The organism is Streptomyces incanus, assembly GCF_042656345.1.
Classification (GTDB): Bacteria; Actinomycetota; Actinomycetes; order Streptomycetales; family Streptomycetaceae; genus Streptomyces; species Streptomyces incanus.
Window position 1 is genome coordinate 64,658 of sequence record NZ_JBHSPC010000073.1, and the last position, 18,232, is coordinate 82,889.

General features: G+C 72.3%; 12 protein-coding genes. 3 read left to right on the plus strand and 9 right to left on the minus strand.

From position 1 onward, the window contains the following. Window positions 1–137 precede the first annotated feature (137 nt). Together ACFP2V_RS22450 and ACFP2V_RS22455 are read left to right on the plus strand one after the other, a co-directional pair. A complete protein-coding gene (locus tag ACFP2V_RS22450) occupies window positions 138–1,364 on the plus strand; it encodes a ThiF family adenylyltransferase (protein ID WP_381215305.1) in 1,227 nt (408 codons plus the stop codon). Beyond that, a complete protein-coding gene (locus ACFP2V_RS22455; protein WP_381215308.1) occupies window positions 1,357–2,949 on the plus strand; it encodes an ABC1 kinase family protein in 1,593 nt (530 codons plus the stop codon). Before ACFP2V_RS22450 ends, ACFP2V_RS22455 begins: the two co-directional genes overlap by 8 nt. A gap of 387 nt (window positions 2,950–3,336) precedes the next feature. On the opposite strand, the gene ACFP2V_RS22460 is transcribed toward ACFP2V_RS22455, so the two are convergent. The 4 genes from ACFP2V_RS22460 to ACFP2V_RS22475 all read right to left on the minus strand — a co-directional run bounded on the left by ACFP2V_RS22460 (window position 3,337) and on the right by ACFP2V_RS22475 (window position 6,891). Further along, the gene (locus ACFP2V_RS22460; protein ID WP_381215311.1) at window positions 3,337–3,660 is read right to left on the minus strand and encodes a hypothetical protein; all 324 of its coding nucleotides are present in this window, start codon (window positions 3,658–3,660) and stop codon (window positions 3,337–3,339) included. After that, window positions 3,657–4,025, minus strand: coding sequence for a WhiB family transcriptional regulator (locus ACFP2V_RS22465; protein ID WP_055573144.1), 369 nt, complete (start codon window positions 4,023–4,025; stop codon window positions 3,657–3,659). Before ACFP2V_RS22465 ends, ACFP2V_RS22460 begins: the two co-directional genes overlap by 4 nt. A gap of 172 nt (window positions 4,026–4,197) precedes the next feature. Continuing rightward, window positions 4,198–4,512 (minus strand): hypothetical protein, encoded by a 315-nt coding sequence (locus ACFP2V_RS22470; RefSeq protein ID WP_381215313.1) that lies wholly within the window; start codon window positions 4,510–4,512, stop codon window positions 4,198–4,200. A gap of 165 nt (window positions 4,513–4,677) precedes the next feature. After that, the gene (locus ACFP2V_RS22475) at window positions 4,678–6,891 is read right to left on the minus strand and encodes an ATP-dependent DNA helicase UvrD2 (RefSeq protein ID WP_381215315.1); all 2,214 of its coding nucleotides are present in this window, start codon (window positions 6,889–6,891) and stop codon (window positions 4,678–4,680) included. Window positions 6,892–7,130: 239 nt separating this feature from the next. Here ACFP2V_RS22475 and ACFP2V_RS22480 point away from each other — a divergent pair, with 239 nt between their 5' ends. Next, window positions 7,131–7,388, plus strand: coding sequence for a mycoredoxin (locus tag ACFP2V_RS22480; RefSeq protein ID WP_381215318.1), 258 nt, complete (start codon window positions 7,131–7,133; stop codon window positions 7,386–7,388). A gap of 271 nt (window positions 7,389–7,659) precedes the next feature. Here the strand turns inward: ACFP2V_RS22480 and nudC are convergent, their stop codons facing one another. From nudC to ACFP2V_RS22505, 5 genes are all read right to left on the minus strand, one after another. Further along, window positions 7,660–8,616, minus strand: a complete 957-nt coding sequence (nudC, locus tag ACFP2V_RS22485; RefSeq protein WP_381215321.1) for an NAD(+) diphosphatase — start codon at window positions 8,614–8,616, stop codon at window positions 7,660–7,662. 151 nt (window positions 8,617–8,767) lie between these two features. Further along, window positions 8,768–10,180 (minus strand): dipeptidase, encoded by a 1,413-nt coding sequence (locus ACFP2V_RS22490; protein ID WP_381215324.1) that lies wholly within the window; start codon window positions 10,178–10,180, stop codon window positions 8,768–8,770. A gap of 10 nt (window positions 10,181–10,190) precedes the next feature. Continuing rightward, window positions 10,191–13,793 (minus strand): ATP-dependent DNA helicase, encoded by a 3,603-nt coding sequence (locus ACFP2V_RS22495; protein WP_381215327.1) that lies wholly within the window; start codon window positions 13,791–13,793, stop codon window positions 10,191–10,193. A gap of 229 nt (window positions 13,794–14,022) precedes the next feature. After that, window positions 14,023–17,385, minus strand: coding sequence for an ATP-dependent helicase (locus ACFP2V_RS22500; protein WP_381215330.1), 3,363 nt, complete (start codon window positions 17,383–17,385; stop codon window positions 14,023–14,025). 219 nt (window positions 17,386–17,604) lie between these two features. After that, entirely contained in the window at window positions 17,605–18,048 is a 444-nt protein-coding gene (locus ACFP2V_RS22505) for an MGMT family protein (RefSeq protein ID WP_381215333.1), read from the minus strand. Window positions 18,049–18,232 lie beyond the last annotated feature (184 nt).

Genomic DNA, 18,232 nt, shown 5'->3' on the forward strand with positions numbered 1-18,232 from the left:
CACCTCGCCTGTGGACAACTTACGGCAGGCCGCTTCGAATCCGGGCATGCTGGCACTCGTCGACCGGCCACGAGTGGGCGGCGGTACTACGGCAGCCGTTCAAGCGGCAGCCGTTCAAGGAGACACGGGGACCTGACATGCATCCGATGGTGAAGCCGGCGCTCCGGCGCGGCTGGCGCGACCTCAACACCGTGCAGTTCGGGATGACACCCGCGCACGCGTTGACCCTGGGGCCGATGGACACGGCGACGGGCAGCTTCCTCGATCTGCTCAACGGCACCCGTGGGCTCGATCGTCTGCGCGAGGAGGGCCGGCGGATGGATCTGCCCGACGGCCATGTCGACCGGCTGGTGGCCCGGCTGTCCCGGGCCGGGCTCCTCGACGACTCCCGGGGCGGCGGCCCGGCTGCCGACGCCCTGCGAGAGAAACGGGAGGTCCTCGACCGGCTGCGCCCCGATCTAGCCTCGCTGACCCTGACCACCTCCGCGCCGGGCGACGCACTCGGACGGCTCGCGGCGCGCCGCGGAGCCCGGGTGCAGGTGAGGGGCGCGGGCCGGGTGGGCTCGATGCTGGCGGCGCTGCTGTCCGGGGCCGGTGTGGGTGAGGTCGACGTGCGCGACATCGGTCGGGTCGAGCCCTGGGACGTCGCGCCGGGCGGGCTGCTCCCGGAAGCCGTAGGCGATCGCAGGCACGAGGCGGCCCGCCGTGCCGTGCGCCGGGCCGCGCCGGACCGGCCGCCGCGCCGGACCGCCCAGTCCTCGCCGGAGGAGGGGACCCCCGGGTTCTCCCTGGTGATCGTCGCTCCGCGGGACGACGTGGCCGTACACACCCCGGACCCGGTGGGGGCCGAGCCCTTGATGGCCTCGGGAACACCCCACCTCTACGCCGGCGTGGTGGAGGGAACCGGCGTCGTCGGTCCGCTCGTCCTGCCCGGTGAGACAGGCTGCGCGGGCTGTCTCCAGGAAGACAGGACCGACCGGGATCCGACCTGGCCGCGTATGGTCGCCCAGTGGCGTTCCGGGCGGCAGCGCCGGGTGGGAGCCTGCGATCTGCCACTGGCCGCGACCGTGGCCGGACTGGCCGGTGCCCACGCGCTCGCCTTCCTGGACGGCCATGTTCCGTCCAGTGCCGGTGCCCGCTGGGAGGCTTCCCTCCCGGGTCTGCACTGGCATGCGCGGCCGGTCGGGGCGCATCCCGGGTGTCCGTGCGGAGCGGCGGATCGGAGCACGGCGAAAACGGAGTCGGAGCACACCTCCGAACACGGCCGGACGCACGAGACAATGGCCTCGCACGGGCCGTCGAGGAAGTTGTGCCGTCAGGCGGACGCGGAGCGGCCGGCAGGAACTTGGAGGGCTCATGTCTGATCTTCCTCGGAAGGCGGTCACCAGAACCGCCAAGCTGGCCGCGCTCCCGCTCGGCTTCGCAGGGCGGGCGACCTGGGGGCTCGGCAAGCGGATCGTGGGCGAGTCCGCGGAGCTCGTCGGCCGCGAGTTGCAGCAGCGCACCGCGGAGCAGCTGTTCAAGGTGCTCGGCGAGCTCAAGGGCGGCGCGATGAAGTTCGGCCAGGCCCTGTCGGTCTTCGAGTCGGCCCTGCCGGAGGAGGTCGCCGGGCCCTACCGCGCGGCGCTGACGAAACTCCAGGAGGCGGCCCCGCCGATGCCGACCCGGACCGTGCACGCGGTGCTGGAGAAGCGGCTCGGCGAGGACTGGCCCGACCTGTTCCTGGAGTTCGAGGACAAGCCGTCCGCCGCAGCCTCGATCGGCCAGGTGCACCGCGGGGTGTGGCACGACGGCCGTGAGGTGGCGGTCAAGGTGCAGTACCCGGGCGCCGGCGAAGCCTTGCTGTCCGACCTGAACCAGTTGAGCCGGTTCGCCCGGCTGCTGGGTCCGCTGGTCCCCGGAATGGATGTCAAGCCGCTGATCTCGGAGCTCAAGGACCGGGTCGCGGAGGAGCTGGACTACGGTCTGGAGGCCCAGGCCCAGCAGGCCCACGCCGAGGAGTTCTCGGACGACCCCGATGTCGTCGTACCGGCGGTGGTCCACCAGTGCGAGCAAGTGCTGGTCACCGAGTGGATGGACGGCGTACCGCTGTCGGAGATCATCTCGGACGGTACGGAGGAACAGCGGGACCGGGCAGGTCAGCTTCTCGCCCGTTTCCTGTTCTCCGGGCCGGCCCGCACCGGGCTGCTGCACGCCGACCCGCATCCGGGCAACTTCCGTCTGCTGCCCGGCGGCCCGGACGGCGAGGACGACTGGCGTCTGGGTGTGCTGGACTTCGGCACGGTCGACCGGCTGCCGGGCGGGCTGCCCACTCCCATCGGCGAGGCACTGCGGATGACGCTGGACGGCGAGGCGGAGGCCGTCTACGAGATGCTGTGCGCGGAGGGGTTCATCAGGGAGACCGTCGAGCTGGATCCCGACGCGGTCCTCGAGTACCTCCTGCCGATCATCGAACCGGCGCAGGTCGAGGCGTTCACGTTCACCCGTGGCTGGATGCGCGGCCAGGCCGCCCGCATCGGCGACCCCCGCTCCCCCGCCTACCAGCTGGCCAAGCAGCTCAACCTTCCCCCGGCGTATCTGCTGATCCACCGGGTGACCCTGAGCACGATCGGTGTGCTGTGCCAGCTGGGCGGGACGGTACGGCTGCGCGACGAACTGCGGGAGTGGCTACCGGGGTTCGTCCCGGCAGAGGCGCAAGAAGCGGAAGCAGAGGCAACTGGGGGAGCAGGGGAACTGGTGCCGAGGCAAGCGGTGGACGAGACCCTGGTGAAGGAGCCCTCGGAGGCGAAACCCGCCGGACGGAAGTCCGCCAAGCAGAGGTCCGCGAAGCGGAAACCCACGAAGGGGGAGCCTGTGGCGAGGAAGGCTGCGGAGGGGAAACCCTCGGAGGTGGCCGCCAGAGGCGAGGCGGCCGAACCGGCCGAGGAGGCGTCGACGGCGCAGGCGTGAGAGGCACCCGCCCGGCCCGCGCCCGCTGTCACCACCACTGTGCGCCCGGGCGGCCCTCGATCGCTCGCAGGTGCTCACGGGAACAGGCCTCGCAGTGGTTCCGACGGGTGCCGTTCTCCACTGAAAGGGCCCAGGTCGGCTGCGGTCCCTCGGCCGACACACCACAGCGGGCGCACATCTGGGGCGTCTGTTCCGCGGCCGGGCGGTCGTCACCGTCTCCGTCTTTGGAATGGCTCGTCGCCCGGTGACGACAACGCCGTACCGGACGGCCCACTCGGCGCAACGTACCGTGGGGGCCGGTCCGTTCGGCACGGACCGGCCCCCACGGGAGAGCCACGATGGGCTGGGTCGACTCGAAGGTCGAATCGACTCCATCGGTTGAATCGGCTACTGCATGACGGCCATGGCGAGTGCGCGGCGGGCGAGCTGGGAGGCGCGCTCGGCGCGGCGCTGCATCCGGCGAGCGGTCACCAGGCGTGCCGCCCGGCGCTCCCGCTCGGCCTGGTGCAGGCGCTCGTGCATATGCGCACGGGCCAGGGCTTCTGGAATGAGTTGCATCTCACGGGTCCTGTTCTGGCGCGAGTCGTTCGCACCGCGGGTGGTGAAGTCTTCGGTCGCGGAGCCTGCGGGCTCATCGGCGGTCGGCATCATCGGGGCCTGCTTCTGGGGGTCGTGCGTGAAGGGGCGGTCGATCGTTCCTGGGGTGTTCATGCCGTGACCGGGTTCTTCCGCGGACGGCCACGCGGCCGCTTCCGGGCGACAACGACGCCCTGGACGAACAGCTCGCCGCCCCAGACGCCCCACGGCTCACGCCGCTCCTTGGCGCCGGCGAGGCATGCCTCCATCAACGGGCAGGTGCGGCAGAGGGACTTGGCGTACTCGACGTCCGCCGGCGACTCGGCGAAGAAGACCTCCGGGTCGTAGGAACGGCAGGGGACGGGTACACCGAGGTTCTCGATGGCGTCGTCGAGCGCGGTGAGCGCGGTGAGCGGAGTCAAGGTCGGGTCCTCCGTGGAGCCAGGCTTGGGAATCGTGTCGGAAGGCGGTACGGACGGGGCGTGCGCTTCGAGTTGCACGGTTCGTCTTCCTCGTCTGGTCGTTTCCGGCCGGTGGGCCGGGTGGCGGCTGGTACCGGGTTCTTGTCTTGTCCCGAGGCGCTTCGGTCCGTCGTCCCCGTTCGGGGACAAACAGAAGGGCCGCGGATCCCGGGTGGGGTTCCGCGGCCCTGAAGGCGCCGGCCTGATCGAATCAGGCTGGATCACTCCAGGGTTCTGGCCCACGGAAGGCCCACATCAGGTGGTGCTGCGTCGTCTGCTTCCGGAATTCGGCACCGACCGCCGCAAAGGCATAGGCCTTCGCCTGTGCCTCTACCGCTCCCAGTGCCTTGATCGGTCGCTCATCGCGCTCACGGACGACAGGGCTCGCGGGAGCAACGGAGGACGCCGGACGTGCGGCGGGGACGCCGGACAGACCGGTGCCCTGATTCGAGGCGCCGAGAATGCACAGGGAGACGGCCGAGCGATCGGTCATTTTGACGACGGAGCTGGTGTTGATGTTGATCACAGGACTCGCCTCCTCTCGGCGCATCGGGGGACCGGGGTCAGCCGGTCCGACGGATATGCAAGTACAACACGGAATCAGGGCCTCCGAGAAGGCCGCTGTTCTCGTGTCTAAGAACCTATGGGGATTCCCGGGGCATGCGCAAACTATTTTCTCGACGAGTTGGAATCAGTCCTGATCTTTGCCCTGCGCCCCGTCCCTGCCTGCGCAGATCGCCAGTACGTCGGCCCCGTAGCGGTCCAGCTTGCGCTTCCCCACGCCGGGGATGCGGGCGAGCCCCGGCGGGTCCTCGGGGACGGCCTCGGCGATGGCCATCAGCGTTTTGTCGGTGAAGACGCAGAAGGCGGGCTGACCACTGCGCCGCGCCTGCTCACCACGCCAGTCGTGCAGCCGCTCGTAGACGCCCTCGTCCATGTCTGAGGGGCAGTCCTCGCAGCGCATCAGCTTCATCTCGCCCGCGTCCGTCAGCGTGCGGCCGCAGACCCGGCAGCGGGCGGGGCTGCGCTGCCTGCGTCTCGGTTCCGGGGCCACGGAGACGGCGGTCACCCTCCCGGCCGCACCACGCTCCACACCCCCCGTGGCCCCGGTGCCGGCCGCGCCGCCGCGGCCTGCCGGCGAGCCGGAACGAAGCCCGTCGAGGAAACGGCTGGGCCGGCGGTTCGCCCGCCCGCCGGGCGAACGGGCCAGCGACCAGGAGACGTGGAGACGCTCCCGCGCCCGGGTGACACCTACATAGAGGAGGCGGCGCTCCTCCTCGATCTGTTCGTCGGTCTTCGCGTAGGTGATCGGCATCATGCCCTCGGCGACACCGACCAGGAAGACCACGTCCCACTCCAGGCCCTTGGCCGAGTGCAGCGACGCGAGCGTGACGCCCTGCACGGTCGGGGCGTGCTGGGCACCTGCCCGCTCGTCGAGTTCGGCGACGAGATCGGCGAGGGTGGCGGCCGGCTTCGCGGCGGCGAAGTCCTGGGCGAGGTTCACCAGAGCGGCCAGGGACTCCCAGCGCTCCCGCACCGCCCCCGAGCCCGCCGGCGGCTGCGCCGTCCAGCCTTCGCCCGACAACACGGCACGTACCTGGGAGGGCAGGTCCACCACGTCGTCGAGGAGACTGTCGTTGCCGCCGAAGCGGGCTGCCGCGCGCAGGGCGCTGCCCGCCTTGCGCACCTCCGGGCGGTCGAAGAAGCGCTCGGCGCCACGCAGCTGGTACGGCACTCCGGCGTCCGCGAGCGCCTGCTCGTAGGTCTCGGACTGGGAGTTCGTGCGGAACAGCACGGCGATCTCACTGGCCCGGACACCGGCGCCGATCAGTTCGCCGATCCGGCGCGCGGCGCCCTCGGCCTCCGCGGGTTCATCGGTGTACTCGGTGAAGACGGGCTCGGGTCCCGGGCCACGCTGGGAGACGAGTTCCAGCCGGTGATCGGCGGCACGGCCGTGCGCCTGGGCGAGCAGTCCGTTGGCGAGACGGACCACCTGGGGGGTCGAACGGTAGTCGCGGACCAGTTTCACGACGGTGGCACCGGGGTGCTTGGTACGGAAGTCGAGCAGGTGGTCTGGTGTTGCGCCCGTGAACGAATAGATCGTCTGGCTGGCGTCGCCGACCACGCACAGGTTCTCCCGGTCGCCGAGCCAAAGCTCCAGCAGCCGCTGCTGGAGCGGGCTGACGTCCTGGTACTCGTCGACGACGAAGTGCTGGTACTGGGCGCGGACCTGTTCCGCGATGTCCTGTCGGTCCTGGAGCACGGCCACGGTGAGCAGCAGCACGTCCTCGAAGTCGATGACCCCCCGCTCCCGCTTGAGGTCCTCGTAGGCGGCGTAGAGCTGGGCGATCTCGGCGGGGTCGCGGGTCGCCTCACGCGCGGCCTTGGCGGCGGCGGGCGGGTAGTCGGCCGGGACGGTCTGGGTGACCTTGGACCACTCGATCTCGGCGGTGACGTCCCGCAGCTCGCCCCGGTCGAGCCGGATGCGGCAGGCGGCGGCCGCGTCGGCGACGAGCTGGATCTTGCGGTCGACCAGCCGGGGCAGGGAGCCACCGACCGCTTTCGGCCAGAAGTACTGGAGCTGGCGGAGCGCCGCCGAGTGGAAGGTACGGGCCTGGACCCCTACGGCGCCGAGCTGGCGCAGTCGCCCGCGCATCTCCCCGGCGGCGCGGTTGGTGAAGGTGACGGCGAGCACGCTGGAGGGCTGGAGGACCCCGGCGCGTACCCCGTAGGCGATCCGGTGGGTGATCGCTCTGGTCTTGCCGGTACCGGCGCCCGCCAGCACACACACCGGGCCGTGCAGGGCGGTGGCGACTTCACGCTGCTCGGGGTCGAGCCCTTCGAGCACCGCGTCGGCCGAGTCCGGTACCTGTGGGAAGAGAGGGGAGTGCGTTGCTGCTGTCACACAGCCATGCTGCCAGGTCGCCGGAGACGGCTGAGCCGGTTGTCCACAGGCACGGCCCCGCAGTCGTACTTATACGGCAGCCATCACGTCCTCGTGCGGCAGGCACCACGTCAGGCTGGTGGGGCGGACATCACGTCATGCAGGTGAAGCGGGCCGCGGCCTCTGGGAATGGTGGAGCTTTCAAGTACGTTCCTCCCTCAGCGAGGACTTCCCCGAGTCGCCGAAGGAGCGCGAGAAACATGCCGGGCACTGTGACGATGTACAGCACCACGTGGTGCGGATACTGCCGCCGCCTGAAGGGCCAGATGGACCGCGAGGGCATCGCGTACACCGAGATCAACATCGAGCAGGACCCGGACTCCGCCGCCTTCGTGGAGAAGGCGAACGGCGGGAACCAGACGGTCCCGACGGTTCGGGTGGTTCCCGGCACCGGTGACGGCGAGGTGGTCATGACGAACCCGAGCCTTGCCCAGGTGAAGCAGGCTCTCGGCGCCTGAACCTCCCAGGCTCGGCGCCCCCTCCGGTCGATTTGACCGGAGGGGGCGCACCTGTTTGTACGACAACACGCACAGGACGATGGCAGGGCCGGTGAATCAGCACCTCCCGCGCAGCGGGGGAACCTCAGAGCGAGCGGTTCACCCGGAGCGGGGTGGGCGTCCCTGATCGAGGGCCTGATCAAGGCCTGGTCCGGGAAGGCCCACCCCGCTCTGTCGCGATACATCGGGCGCCGCGAGGCAAAAAGCGGTGCAGGTCGGAAAGCGCCGCGGGTCAGAAGGCGGTGCGGGTCGGGAGGGGCTTGCCGTACCAGCGCTCGATCAGGCGGGCCGCGATCGAGATGCCGTAGGGCGGGAGCATCTCGCCGGACTCGAAAGCGGCGCCCAGTTGGTCCCGGGAGAACCAACGGGCCTCGTGGATCTCGTCGCCGTCGACGTCGATCTCGGTCGAGGTGGCGCGGGCGACGAAGCCCAGCATGAGGCTGGAGGGGAACGGCCAGGGCTGGCTGGCGACGTACTCGACCTCGCCGACGCTGATGCCGACCTCCTCGTGGACCTCGCGGCGCACCGACTGCTCAATGGACTCCCCCGGCTCGACGAAGCCGGCGAGCGTCGAGAAGCGGCCCTCGGGCCAGTGGACCTGGCGGCCGAGCAGGATGCGGTCCTGGTCGTCGATGACGGACATGATCACCGCGGGGTCGGTGCGCGGGTAGTGCTCGGCACCGCAGGCCGGGCAGCGGCGAATGTGGCCGGCCGCGGCGATGACGGTGCGCTCGCCGCAGCGGGAGCAGAAGCGGTGCAGCCGTTGCCAGTTCTCCAGGGCGACCGCGTGCACCATCAGACCCGCGTCGCGGGGTGACAGGAGCAGGCCCGCCTCGCGCAGCCCGGCCGGCCGGGCGGAGTCGTCCATGCGGCCGGGCAGGGCGTCCTTCTGCAGGGCGAAGTAGCTGACGCCGTCCTCGTCGGTACCCAGGAAATAACGGTGTGCTTCGGTGAGCGGGGCCTCGAAGGAGGGCGTCATGACGAGTTCGGTGCGGCCGTCGGCCGTCTCGTCTATGAGGACCTGGCCGCCGGAGACCACGAAGCAGCGCGTCGAGGGGTGGCTCCAGGCCGCCGCGAGCCATGCTTCGTCGAGCCGGTGGTGGGCGGCGCGGTTGATGCCGCTCGTGGCGGTGAGCGAGACGGGGCGGTCGGCGGTGTGGTCGGTCCAGGTGGTCACGGGTGCTTCCAACTCCCCCGGTGAAACGGATGGGATCGGCGTTCGGGTCGGCGGTCGGTTCAGCGGGTCGTACGGGCGGGAGGCGACCGGACCCGGCGGCACGCGGCGGGGTGCTTCCAGTGTGCCCCGCGCGGGCAGCCCGGGTCGGACGGCCTGAGAGCGTTCAGGGCACGCGCTGCCAGTGCTCGGCGAGGTCGTCCCAGAGGTGTGCGGCGGCCTCGGCACCCTTGAGGAGCAGGTCCAGTTCGACCTTCTCGTCGGGGGCGTGCCATCCGTCGGACGGAACGGAGATGCCGAGGAAGAGCACGGGGACGCCGAGCACGTCCTGGAGGTCGGCGGCCGGTCCGGAACCGCCCTCGCGCGTGAAGCGGACGGGTGTGCCGAAGGCCCGGCCCATGGCGCGGGCCACGGATTCGAGGGCCGGGTGGTCCAGCGGGGTCAGGCACGGGCGGGTGGCGGGGCTGAAGGCGATCTCGCACCGGACGCCGTCGGGAATCTGCCCGGCCACCCAGTCGCGGACGGCCTTCTCGATGTGGTCGGGGTCCTGTCCCGCGACCAGCCGGAAGGACAGTTTGACCATGGCGGAGGACGGGATGATCGTTTTACTGCCGGGGCCCTGGTAGCCGCCGCCGATGCCGTTGACCTCCGCGGTGGGGCGGGCCCAGACGCGCTCCAGGGTGCTGTATCCGGCCTCGCCGCCGGTGGCGTGGGAGGAGGCGGCGCGCAGCCACTCCTGCTCGTCGAAGGGCAGTTCGGCGAAGAGTTCGCGTTCGCGGTCGGTGAGCTCGACGACGCCGTCGTAGAAGCCGGGGATCGCCACGCGCGCGTGCTCGTCGTGCAGCGCGGCGACCAGACGGGCGACGGCGGTGGCCGGGTTGGGCACCGCGCCGCCGAAGGAACCGGAGTGGATGTCCTGGTCCGGGCCGTGCAGCCGGATCTCGCACTCGGCGAGGCCGCGCATGCCGGTGCACACGGTGGGGGTGTCCTCGGACCACATCCCGGTGTCGGAGACGGTCACCACGTCGGCGGCGAGCCGGTCCGCGTGCCGCTCGACGAGGGTCCGGAAGTGGGGTGAGCCGGATTCCTCCTCGCCCTCGATCAGCAACTTCAGGTGCACTGCGGGGGCGGTACGGCCGGTCGTGGCGAGGTGGGCCCGGACGCCGAGGGTGTGGAAGAACACCTGGCCCTTGTCGTCGGCCGCCCCCCGCGCGTACATCCGGTTGTCCCGGACGAGGGGTTCGAAGGGCTCGCTGTGCCAGCCGTCCTCCCGGGCGGCGGGCTGCACGTCGTGGTGGCCGTAGACCAGGACGGTGGGCGCCCCGGGGTCCGAGGAGGGCCATTCGGCGTAGACGGCGGGGGCGCCCGGGGTCGGCCAGACCTCGGCGGTCGGAAAGCCGGTCGCGGTGAGTGCGGCGGCGAGCCAGTCGGCGCTGCGGCGCACGTCGGGTGCGTGATCGGGCTGGGCCGACACCGAGGGGATGCGCAGCCACTCGGTGAGGTCGTCGAGGAAGGCGGCACGGTGCTGCTCGATGTATGTACGGACGGCGCTGACGGCACTGTCAACGGGCTGGCTCATGGTCTCGAGCCTATCGGCCCGCGGGGGTGTCCTCGGAGTGCGGTATCTCACCGGACGGTTCTTCCAGCAGCAGCCGTTCGATGGCCGCGCGGTCCGGCAGCGCCTCGGGGCGTACGACCTCGCCGGTGCGTACGTACAGGAAGGCGGCGCTGACCGACTCCGGGGGAACGCCCTGCTGCTCGGCCCAGGCGAGCCGGTAGACGGCGAGCTGGAGCGGGTCGGCGGTGTGACCGCGGCCGGTCTTCCAGTCGACGATCTCGTACGTCGCCCCGGCGCCGGCGCTGCTCCCGTCGCCGTCGCTGTCGCCACCCCCGGTCCCGGTCCCGCCCGCATCGCTGCCGTCCTGCCGGTAGACGGCGTCGATGCGGCCGCGGACGACCCGGCCGGCGATCGCCAGCTGGAAGGGGGCCTCCACACGGTAGGGCGTGCGGTGGGCGTACGCGGTGCGTTCGAATGCCTCCTTGAGGGCGGCGAGGTCGTGTTCGTCAGCGATCTCGGCCTCGCTGCCGGGGAGGTCGTCCGGTTCGAGCAGGGGCAGTGTCAGTTCCTCGAAGCGGGCCTCGACCCAGGCGTGGAAGCGGGTGCCTCGGCGGGCGGCCGGCTGCGGCGGCCGGGGCATGGGGCGGGCCAGCTCCCGCGCGAAGCCGTCCGGGTCCGCGGCCAGCCGCAGCAGCTGGGACGCGGTGAGCGAAGCGGGCAGCAGGATCTCGGTGACGCTGTCCCGGGCGCGCAGCAGTTCGCCGGTGAGGGCGTCGAGGTCGCGGTCCCAGGAGGCGACGGTACGGGCCTCCTCCGGCGTGAGGCGGGGCGCGGCGGGTTCCGCCCAGAGGGCCGGGGCCGCCGAGTCCGGGGCGTCGGGGGGCCCGGTGGGCTCAGGGGCGGTCGCTTGGTGCGGGATGGTGGGGCGTCGGTCGACGGGACGGTCGGCCGGGAGACTGCCGATGGGGCGCTCTGCGGTCCAGGAGTCCCAGTCGCCCTCGCCGGACGCGTCGTCGGCGAAGGGGTCGACGTCGTCGGGCGGGAGGTCCTCGTCGTCCGGGGGCCGGGGCCAGTCCGGGTCGTCGTACGTGTCCGCGGTGTGTACGGCCGGGGGAGGGTCGTCGGGGTGGCCGGCGAGGCTCTCGAGGTGGGCCAGGACGGTGTCGGCGGCGGCGCGGCGGCGGGCGAGGGCGTCGTCGTCCAGCGGGAGGGGCCACACCTGGTCCTGGGTGGCCCGGTGCAGGGCGGGGTTCTCGTCGTCCTCGGCGGGCTCGTCCGCCCATGCCTCGATCTCGCCGTACCCGGCGGCACAGTGGTCGTGGAGGGCCTGGAGGAACGCGGACGGCCCGCGCGGCTTCTTCTGGGAGGGCCCCCACCAGTGGCCGGAGCCGAGCAGCAGCGAGCGGGGGCGGGTGAAGGTGACGTAGCCGAGGCGGAGCTCCTCGGTGTGCTGGTGCTCCTTCATCGCCTCGTGGAAGGCCTTCAGGCCCCGGGAGTCCCAGGATTCGATGTCGGGCAGGGTGTCGGCGTCGCCGCGCAGCCCGTGCGGCAGGACCTTGCCCTGCGCGGTCCACTTCTCGCGGCCCTGGCCGCTGGGGAAGGTGCCGGTGACCAGTCCGGGGACGGCCACGACGTCCCACTCCAGGCCCTTGGACTTGTGCGCGGTGAGCACCTTGACGGTGTTCTCGCCGCCGGGCAGCGCGTTGTCGAGGCCCTTCTCGTACTGGGCGGCGGTGCGCAGGAAGCCGAGGAAGGCGAGCAGGCCGGCCTCGGCGTCCCCGGCGGCGAAGGAGGCGGCGATGTCGAGGAAGTTGGAGAGGGTCTCGCGGCGGCGGGCGGCCAGGGCGTGCGGGGACGCCGACAGTTCGATCTCCAGGCCGGTGACGGCGAGGACGCGGTGCAGGACGTCCATCAGCGGGTCGGCCAGGGAGCGGCGCAGGTCGCGCAATTCGGCGGCCAACCGGGCGAACCGCACACGCGCGTCCGGTGAGAAGGGCAGCCCGTCGGCGTCCCCGTGACCGTCCAGCGGGGTCTCCAGGAACGTGTCGAGGGCGTCGGCGAGCGAGATCATTTCGGACGGGTCGATGCCCTCGACGGCCTCGGCGAGGCGGCGGTCGGGGTCGTCCTCGCCGTCCACGCGCGCGTGGGACACGAGCAGCCGCGCACGGCGCCCGAGGAGGGCGAGGTCGCGCGGTCCGATGCACCAGCGAGGGCCGGTCAGCAGGCGGACGAGCGAGGCGTTCGCACCGGGGTCCTGGAGGACCTCGCAGACGGCGATCAGGTCGGCGATCTCGGGCAGGTGCAGCAGCCCGGACAGGCCGACGACCTCGACGGGTACGTCCCGGGCGACGAGGGTGCTCTGGATCTCGGCGAAGTCGGTCGCCGTGCGGCACAGGACGGCGATCTCGCCGGGCTCCTTCCCCGTGCGTACGAGGTGGGCGATGGAGTCGGCGATCCAGTCGAGTTCCTCGGCGTGGGTGGGCAGCAGGGCACAGCGGACGGTGCCGTCCCGCTCGGCTCCCGGCGCCGGGCGGAGGGCTTCCACACCCGCGTGCATGGCTCGCAGGGGCTCGGCGAGGCCGTTGGCGAGGTCCAGCAGGCGACCGCCGCTGCGGCGGTTCTCGCTGAGCGACTGGCGGGTGGCGGGACCGCCGTCGGCCCGCGCGAAGTGTTCGGGGAAGTCGTCGAGGTTGGCGACGGAGGCACCGCGCCAGCCGTAGATCGCCTGGCAGGGGTCGCCGACGGCGGTGACCGGATGGCCGGTGCCGCCGCCGAACAGGCCGGCGAGGAGCACGCGCTGGGCGACCGAGGTGTCCTGGTACTCGTCGAGGAGGACCACGCGGAACTCGTCGCGCAGGACGCGGCCCGCCTCGGGGATCCGGGCGAGCTGGGCCGAGAGGGCGATCTGGTCGCCGAAGTCGAACAGGTCGCGTTCGCGTTTGGCGGCCCGGTAGCGCAGGACGAGGTCGGCGAGTTCGCGCCGCGCGGCGGCCGCTTCGGGCACTTTGCGCAGGTCGGCGTTGGTGAGCTTGATGTTCTCCAGGGTGCGCAGCAGTTCGGTGTCGTGGCCGTGCAGGTCCTCGGGCCGTACGAGGTGCTCGGAGAGTTCGCCGTCGAGGGTGAGGAGGTCGCCGACCAGGTCGGGGAAGGAACGGGCGAGGGCGGGGTAGGGGCCGGGGGCCTCGCGCAGCACCCGCGCGGCGAGCTGGTAGCGGGTGGCGTCGGCGAGGAGGCGGGAGGTCGGCTCGAGGCCGATGCGCAGCCCGTGGTCGGTCAGGAGGCGGCCCGCGAAGGCGTGGTAGGTGGAGATCACCGGTTCGCCCGGTGGGTTGTCCGGGTCGATGGTGTCGGGATCGGTGACGCCTGCCCTGATCAATGCCTTGCGGACGCGTTCGGCGAGTTCGCCGGCGGCCTTGTTGGTGAAGGTGAGGCCGAGCACCTGCTCCGGGGCGACCTGGCCGGTGCCGACCAGCCACACCACGCGTGCCGCCATCACCGTCGTCTTGCCGGAGCCGGCTCCGGCCACGATCACCTGAGGAGCGGGCGGCGCGACGATGCAGGCCGTCTGCTCGGGAGTGAAAGGGATCCCGAGGAGCTCCTTGAGCTGCTCGGGATCGCTGATGCGTGCATGCACATGCAGAGGCTAACGGCGGCCACTGACAAAAAGCCGTATCGCTCCCCCAGCGGCCGGAGAACCGCAGGTCGGCGCGGTTGGTGCGATGCGTCACGCCGGTCACCGGCGCACCGCACCAGGGCGCGTGCGCCATCAGGATCGTGTGCGCCCGGGTCGTGCACCACACCCTCATGCGCCTCACTCATACGCCTCACGAGGTCGTGGGCACCACCGCAATGGTCCGCCCCGATCACTCGATCACGTGTCGGCCCTCCGGGCGGGCGCTGCACGAGGCCCGGAAGGCGCAGTGGGCGCAGTGCTGCCCCTCGTTCGGGGTGAAGCGTTCGTCGAGGACCTTTCCGGCGGCCGTCGCCAGCAGGTCGCCGACCCACTCCCGCTGCTCCCCCTCCAGCGGCTCCTGGGCCTGCACCTTGGGCAGGGTCTCCCCGCCGTCCCGTTTGGCGGCCGGCCGGCGCAGCTGGACCAGTTCGGCGCCGCCCGTCCGGGGGCGTGCCCCGTCGAACACCTCGTCGACGGCGCCCTCCTGCACGGCGAGCTGGTAGACGGCGAGCTGAGGGTGGCGGGCCACCTCGGCGGAGCTGGGGGCGTGCTTGCCGGTCTTGAAGTCGACGACGTAGGCGCGGCCCTCGCCATCGGCTTCGACGCGGTCCATCTGACCGCGGATGCGGACCTCGTAGTCGCCGGCTTCGAGCCGGACGTCGAAGTCGTGCTCACTGGCCACCGGGGTACGGCCGGTGCGGTCCATGACGTGCCACTTCAGGAAGCGTTCGAGTGCCACGCGCGCGTTCTGCTTCTCCTGCTGGGACTTCCACGGCGCGTCGAAGGCGAGTGCGTTCCACACGGAGTCGAGTCGTTCCATGAGGACGGCGAGGTCGGCCGGAGTGTGCCCGGAGGCCACCTCGTCGGCGAGGGCGTGCACCACGTTGCCGAAGCCCTGGGCGACGGTCGCGGGGGCGTCGGCCTTCACTTCCCGGCCGAGGAACCACTGCAGGGCGCAGGTGTTGGCGAGCTGGTCGAGGGCGCTGCCGGAGAGTACGACGGGCTGGTCGCGGCTGCGCAGCGGCACCTTGCTCCGGGTGGGTTCGTACATGCCCCACCAGCGGTACGGGTGGGCGGACGGCACCAGGGGGCGGCCGTCCTCGTCGGCGAGGGCGGCGAGCCGGGCGAGCCGGCGGGCGGCGGCCTCCCTGAGGGTGTCGGAGACGCGCGGGTCGACGGTGGTGGCACGCAGCTCGGCGACGAGCGCGGCGACGGACAGCGGGCGGCGGGGGCGCCCGGTGACGTCCTTGGGTTCGACGCCGAGCTCGGCCAGGAAGCGGGAGGGCTGGTCGCCGTCGTCGGCGGGGGCCTTCACGGCCGTCACGACAAGCCGTTCACGCGCCCGGGTGGCGGCGACGTAGAACAGGCGGCGTTCCTCGGCGAGGAGCGCACCGGGGGTGAGCGGTTCGGCGAGCCCGTCGCGGCCGATACGGTCGGCCTCCAGCAGGGAGCCGCGGCGGCGCAGGTCGGGCCACAGGCCCTCCTGGACACCGGCCACGACGACCAGTCGCCACTCCAGGCCCTTGGCGCGGTGCGCGGTCATCAGGCGTACGGCGTCGGGGCGTACGGCGCGGCGGGTGAGGGTGTCTGCGGCGATGTCCTCGGCGTCGATCCCCTCCAGGAAGTTCAGGGCGCCACGGCCTCCGGTGCGTTCCTCCGCGCGGGCGGCGGTCGCGAACAGGGCGCACACCGCGTCCAGGTCCCGGTCGGCGTTGCGTCCTGCCGCACCGCCGCGGCGGGCGGAGCGTTCCAGTCGCGTGGGCCACGGGGTGCCGTCCCACAGGTCCCACAGCGCCTCCTCGGCGGTGCCGCCGCTCGCCAGGCGTTCACGTGCCGTGCGCAGCAGAGCGCCGAGTCGCTGGGCTCCGCGCGCGTACGTGGGGTCGTGCACGACCAGCCGCTCGGGTTCGGCCAGCGCCCGCGCGAGGAGTTCGTCCGAGGGTGGCGGCAGCACATTGCCGGCGGCCCGCTCCTCCTCGCGCAGGGCCCGACCGAGACGGCGCAGGTCGGCGGCGTCCATGCCCGCGAGAGGGGAGGTGAGCAGGGTGAGCGCGGTCTCGGTGTCGAGCCAGCAGGGTTGCTCCGGCCCCTGCACCTGATCCTGCCCCGGCCCCTCACCCTCCGCCTCCCCTGGAGCCTCCGGCTCCGGCCCGGCGGCCGCCTCCGCCGTCGCCACCGCTCGCAGGGCCGTGAGCAGCGGGGTCACCGCCGGTTCGTGGCGCAGGGGAAGGTCGTTGCCGTCGACGTCCACCGGGACGCCCGCAGAGGCGAGGGCGCGGCGGACGACGGGAAGGGCGCGGGAGCCGGCCCGCACCAGGACGGCCATGTCGTTCCAGGCGACGCCGTCCTCCAGGTGGGCCCTGCGCAGGATGTCGGCGATGTTGTCCAGCTCCGTGCCCGAGGTCGGGTACGTGTAGACCTCGGCCCGGCCGCCGTCCCGTACCGGGGTGAGCTCCCGGTGGGCGCGGACCTTCTCGGCGGGCAGGCGGGGCAGCGGCATGCGCTGGGTGACCAGGCGGGTGGCGGCCAGCAGAGCCGCGCCGGAGCGGCGCGCGACGCGCAGCACCTCGACCGGGGCCGGGCGGCCGTCCGCGCGGGGGAACGCGTCGGGGAAGTCCAGGATGCCGTTCACGTCCGCGCCCCGGAAGGCGTAGATCGACTGGTCCGGGTCACCGAGGGCGACCAGGGTGCGGCCGCCGCCGGCCAGCGCCTGCAGTAGCCGTACCTGCGCCGGGTCGGTGTCCTGGTACTCGTCCACGTACACGGCGTCGTAGCGCGCGGCGAGCTGCCGGGCGGTCTCGGGGCGGCGGGCGAGGAGCACCGCGCGGTGGACCAGTTCGGCGTAGTCGAGGACGCCCTGCAGGTCGAGGACGTCGAGATACTCGGCGAGGAAAGCGGACGCGGCACGCCAGTCGGGGCGTCCGATGCGGCGGGCGAAGGCGTCCAGGGCGTCGGGGCCCAGTCCCAGCTCGCGGCTGCGGGCGAGCACCGCGCGGACCTCGTCGGCGAAGCCGCGGGTGGTCAGGCAGGCGCGCAGTTCGTCCGGCCAGCGCACATGTGCCAGGCCGAGGCGTTCCAGGTCGACCTGGCCCGCGAGCAGCTCACGGACGGTGACGTCCTGCTCGGGGCCCGACAGCAGCCGCAGCGGCTCGACGAAGAGGTCGCTGTCCTGGTGGGCGCGGATCAGGGCGTAGCACAGCGAGTGGAACGTGGTCGCCCGGGGCGCGCGCGCGGCCCCTATGCGCAGGGCCATGCGGTCGCGCAGCTCGACCGCCGCCCTGCGGCTGAACGTCAGCACGAGGATGCGTTCGGGATCACCTCCGCGGGCGATGCGCGCGGCCACCGACTCGACCAGTGTGGTGGTCTTCCCGGTGCCCGGACCTGCGAGGACGAGCATCGGTCCGGTCCTGTGGTCAACCACGGAGCGCTGTGCGGCGTCCAGTCGAGGGGGAGATGTGCGGGCCGGCGGGGTACGAACCAGTCGATGAGCGCCATGGTTTCCCCGCCGCACCTGGGGGTGCGACAGGCCATTGCTGGAGGAAGAGGAGCTCACGTGGTTCGCCGGTCCTGGTGGGTGTGCTGGTTGCCGTTCCACCGCGTGTGGAGGGCGGTGGCCGCGGGGTCGAGGGGGACACGTGCGGTTGACGCTACGCCGACGGGGAGTACGGGAGCACAGCTTCCGCTTCTTCCCTCCCGACACATGCGGCACTCGTGTCACCCGCCTCACGAACGTACGTCATGCCAGGGACGTGCCCCGTTTCCCCCGTATGGATCACAGGTCGTACGACGGTACGTCCGATGGCGGACGCCGGCCGATGTGACCCCCCGCGGGCCCGCCGCCGTCCGCGGGCCCGCCGCCGTCCCACCGCGCGCGCTTCATCTCGAGGCGCGGCAGGTGCCCCTCGGCGGCCGGGCCCGCCTCCTTCAGTGGGGTGCCCTCCGCCCGGTAGTGGTCGAGGGCTCTCAGCTCGTGGCCCGGCAGCAGCACCCCGTCCGCGCGGACGACCCGCCACCACGGGACGGCTCCCCCGTAGAGCGCCATCACGCGCCCGACCTGCCGGGGGCCGGCCTCCCCCAGCCACTCGGCCACGTCGCCGTACGTCATCACACGGCCCGGCGGGATCCGCTCGGCCACGTCGAGGACCCGCTCGGCGTACTCGGGCAGGGTGCCCGCGTGCTCCGGGCCGGTGTCGGACGGAAGGCGCTGCTGGCTCATCCTGCCCATCCTGCACCACCCCACCGACAACGCGACCGGCGATATGACGCCCACCGGGGTGTACGTACGCCTCGCCGGGGAATCGCACTTCGGGCAGACTGTGCGACCCCTCACGTCGACCCTGCTGCCCGCGTGCGGCGGTGCGGCATGCCACCATCGTGCGGGCGGTGACTGGTGATACGAG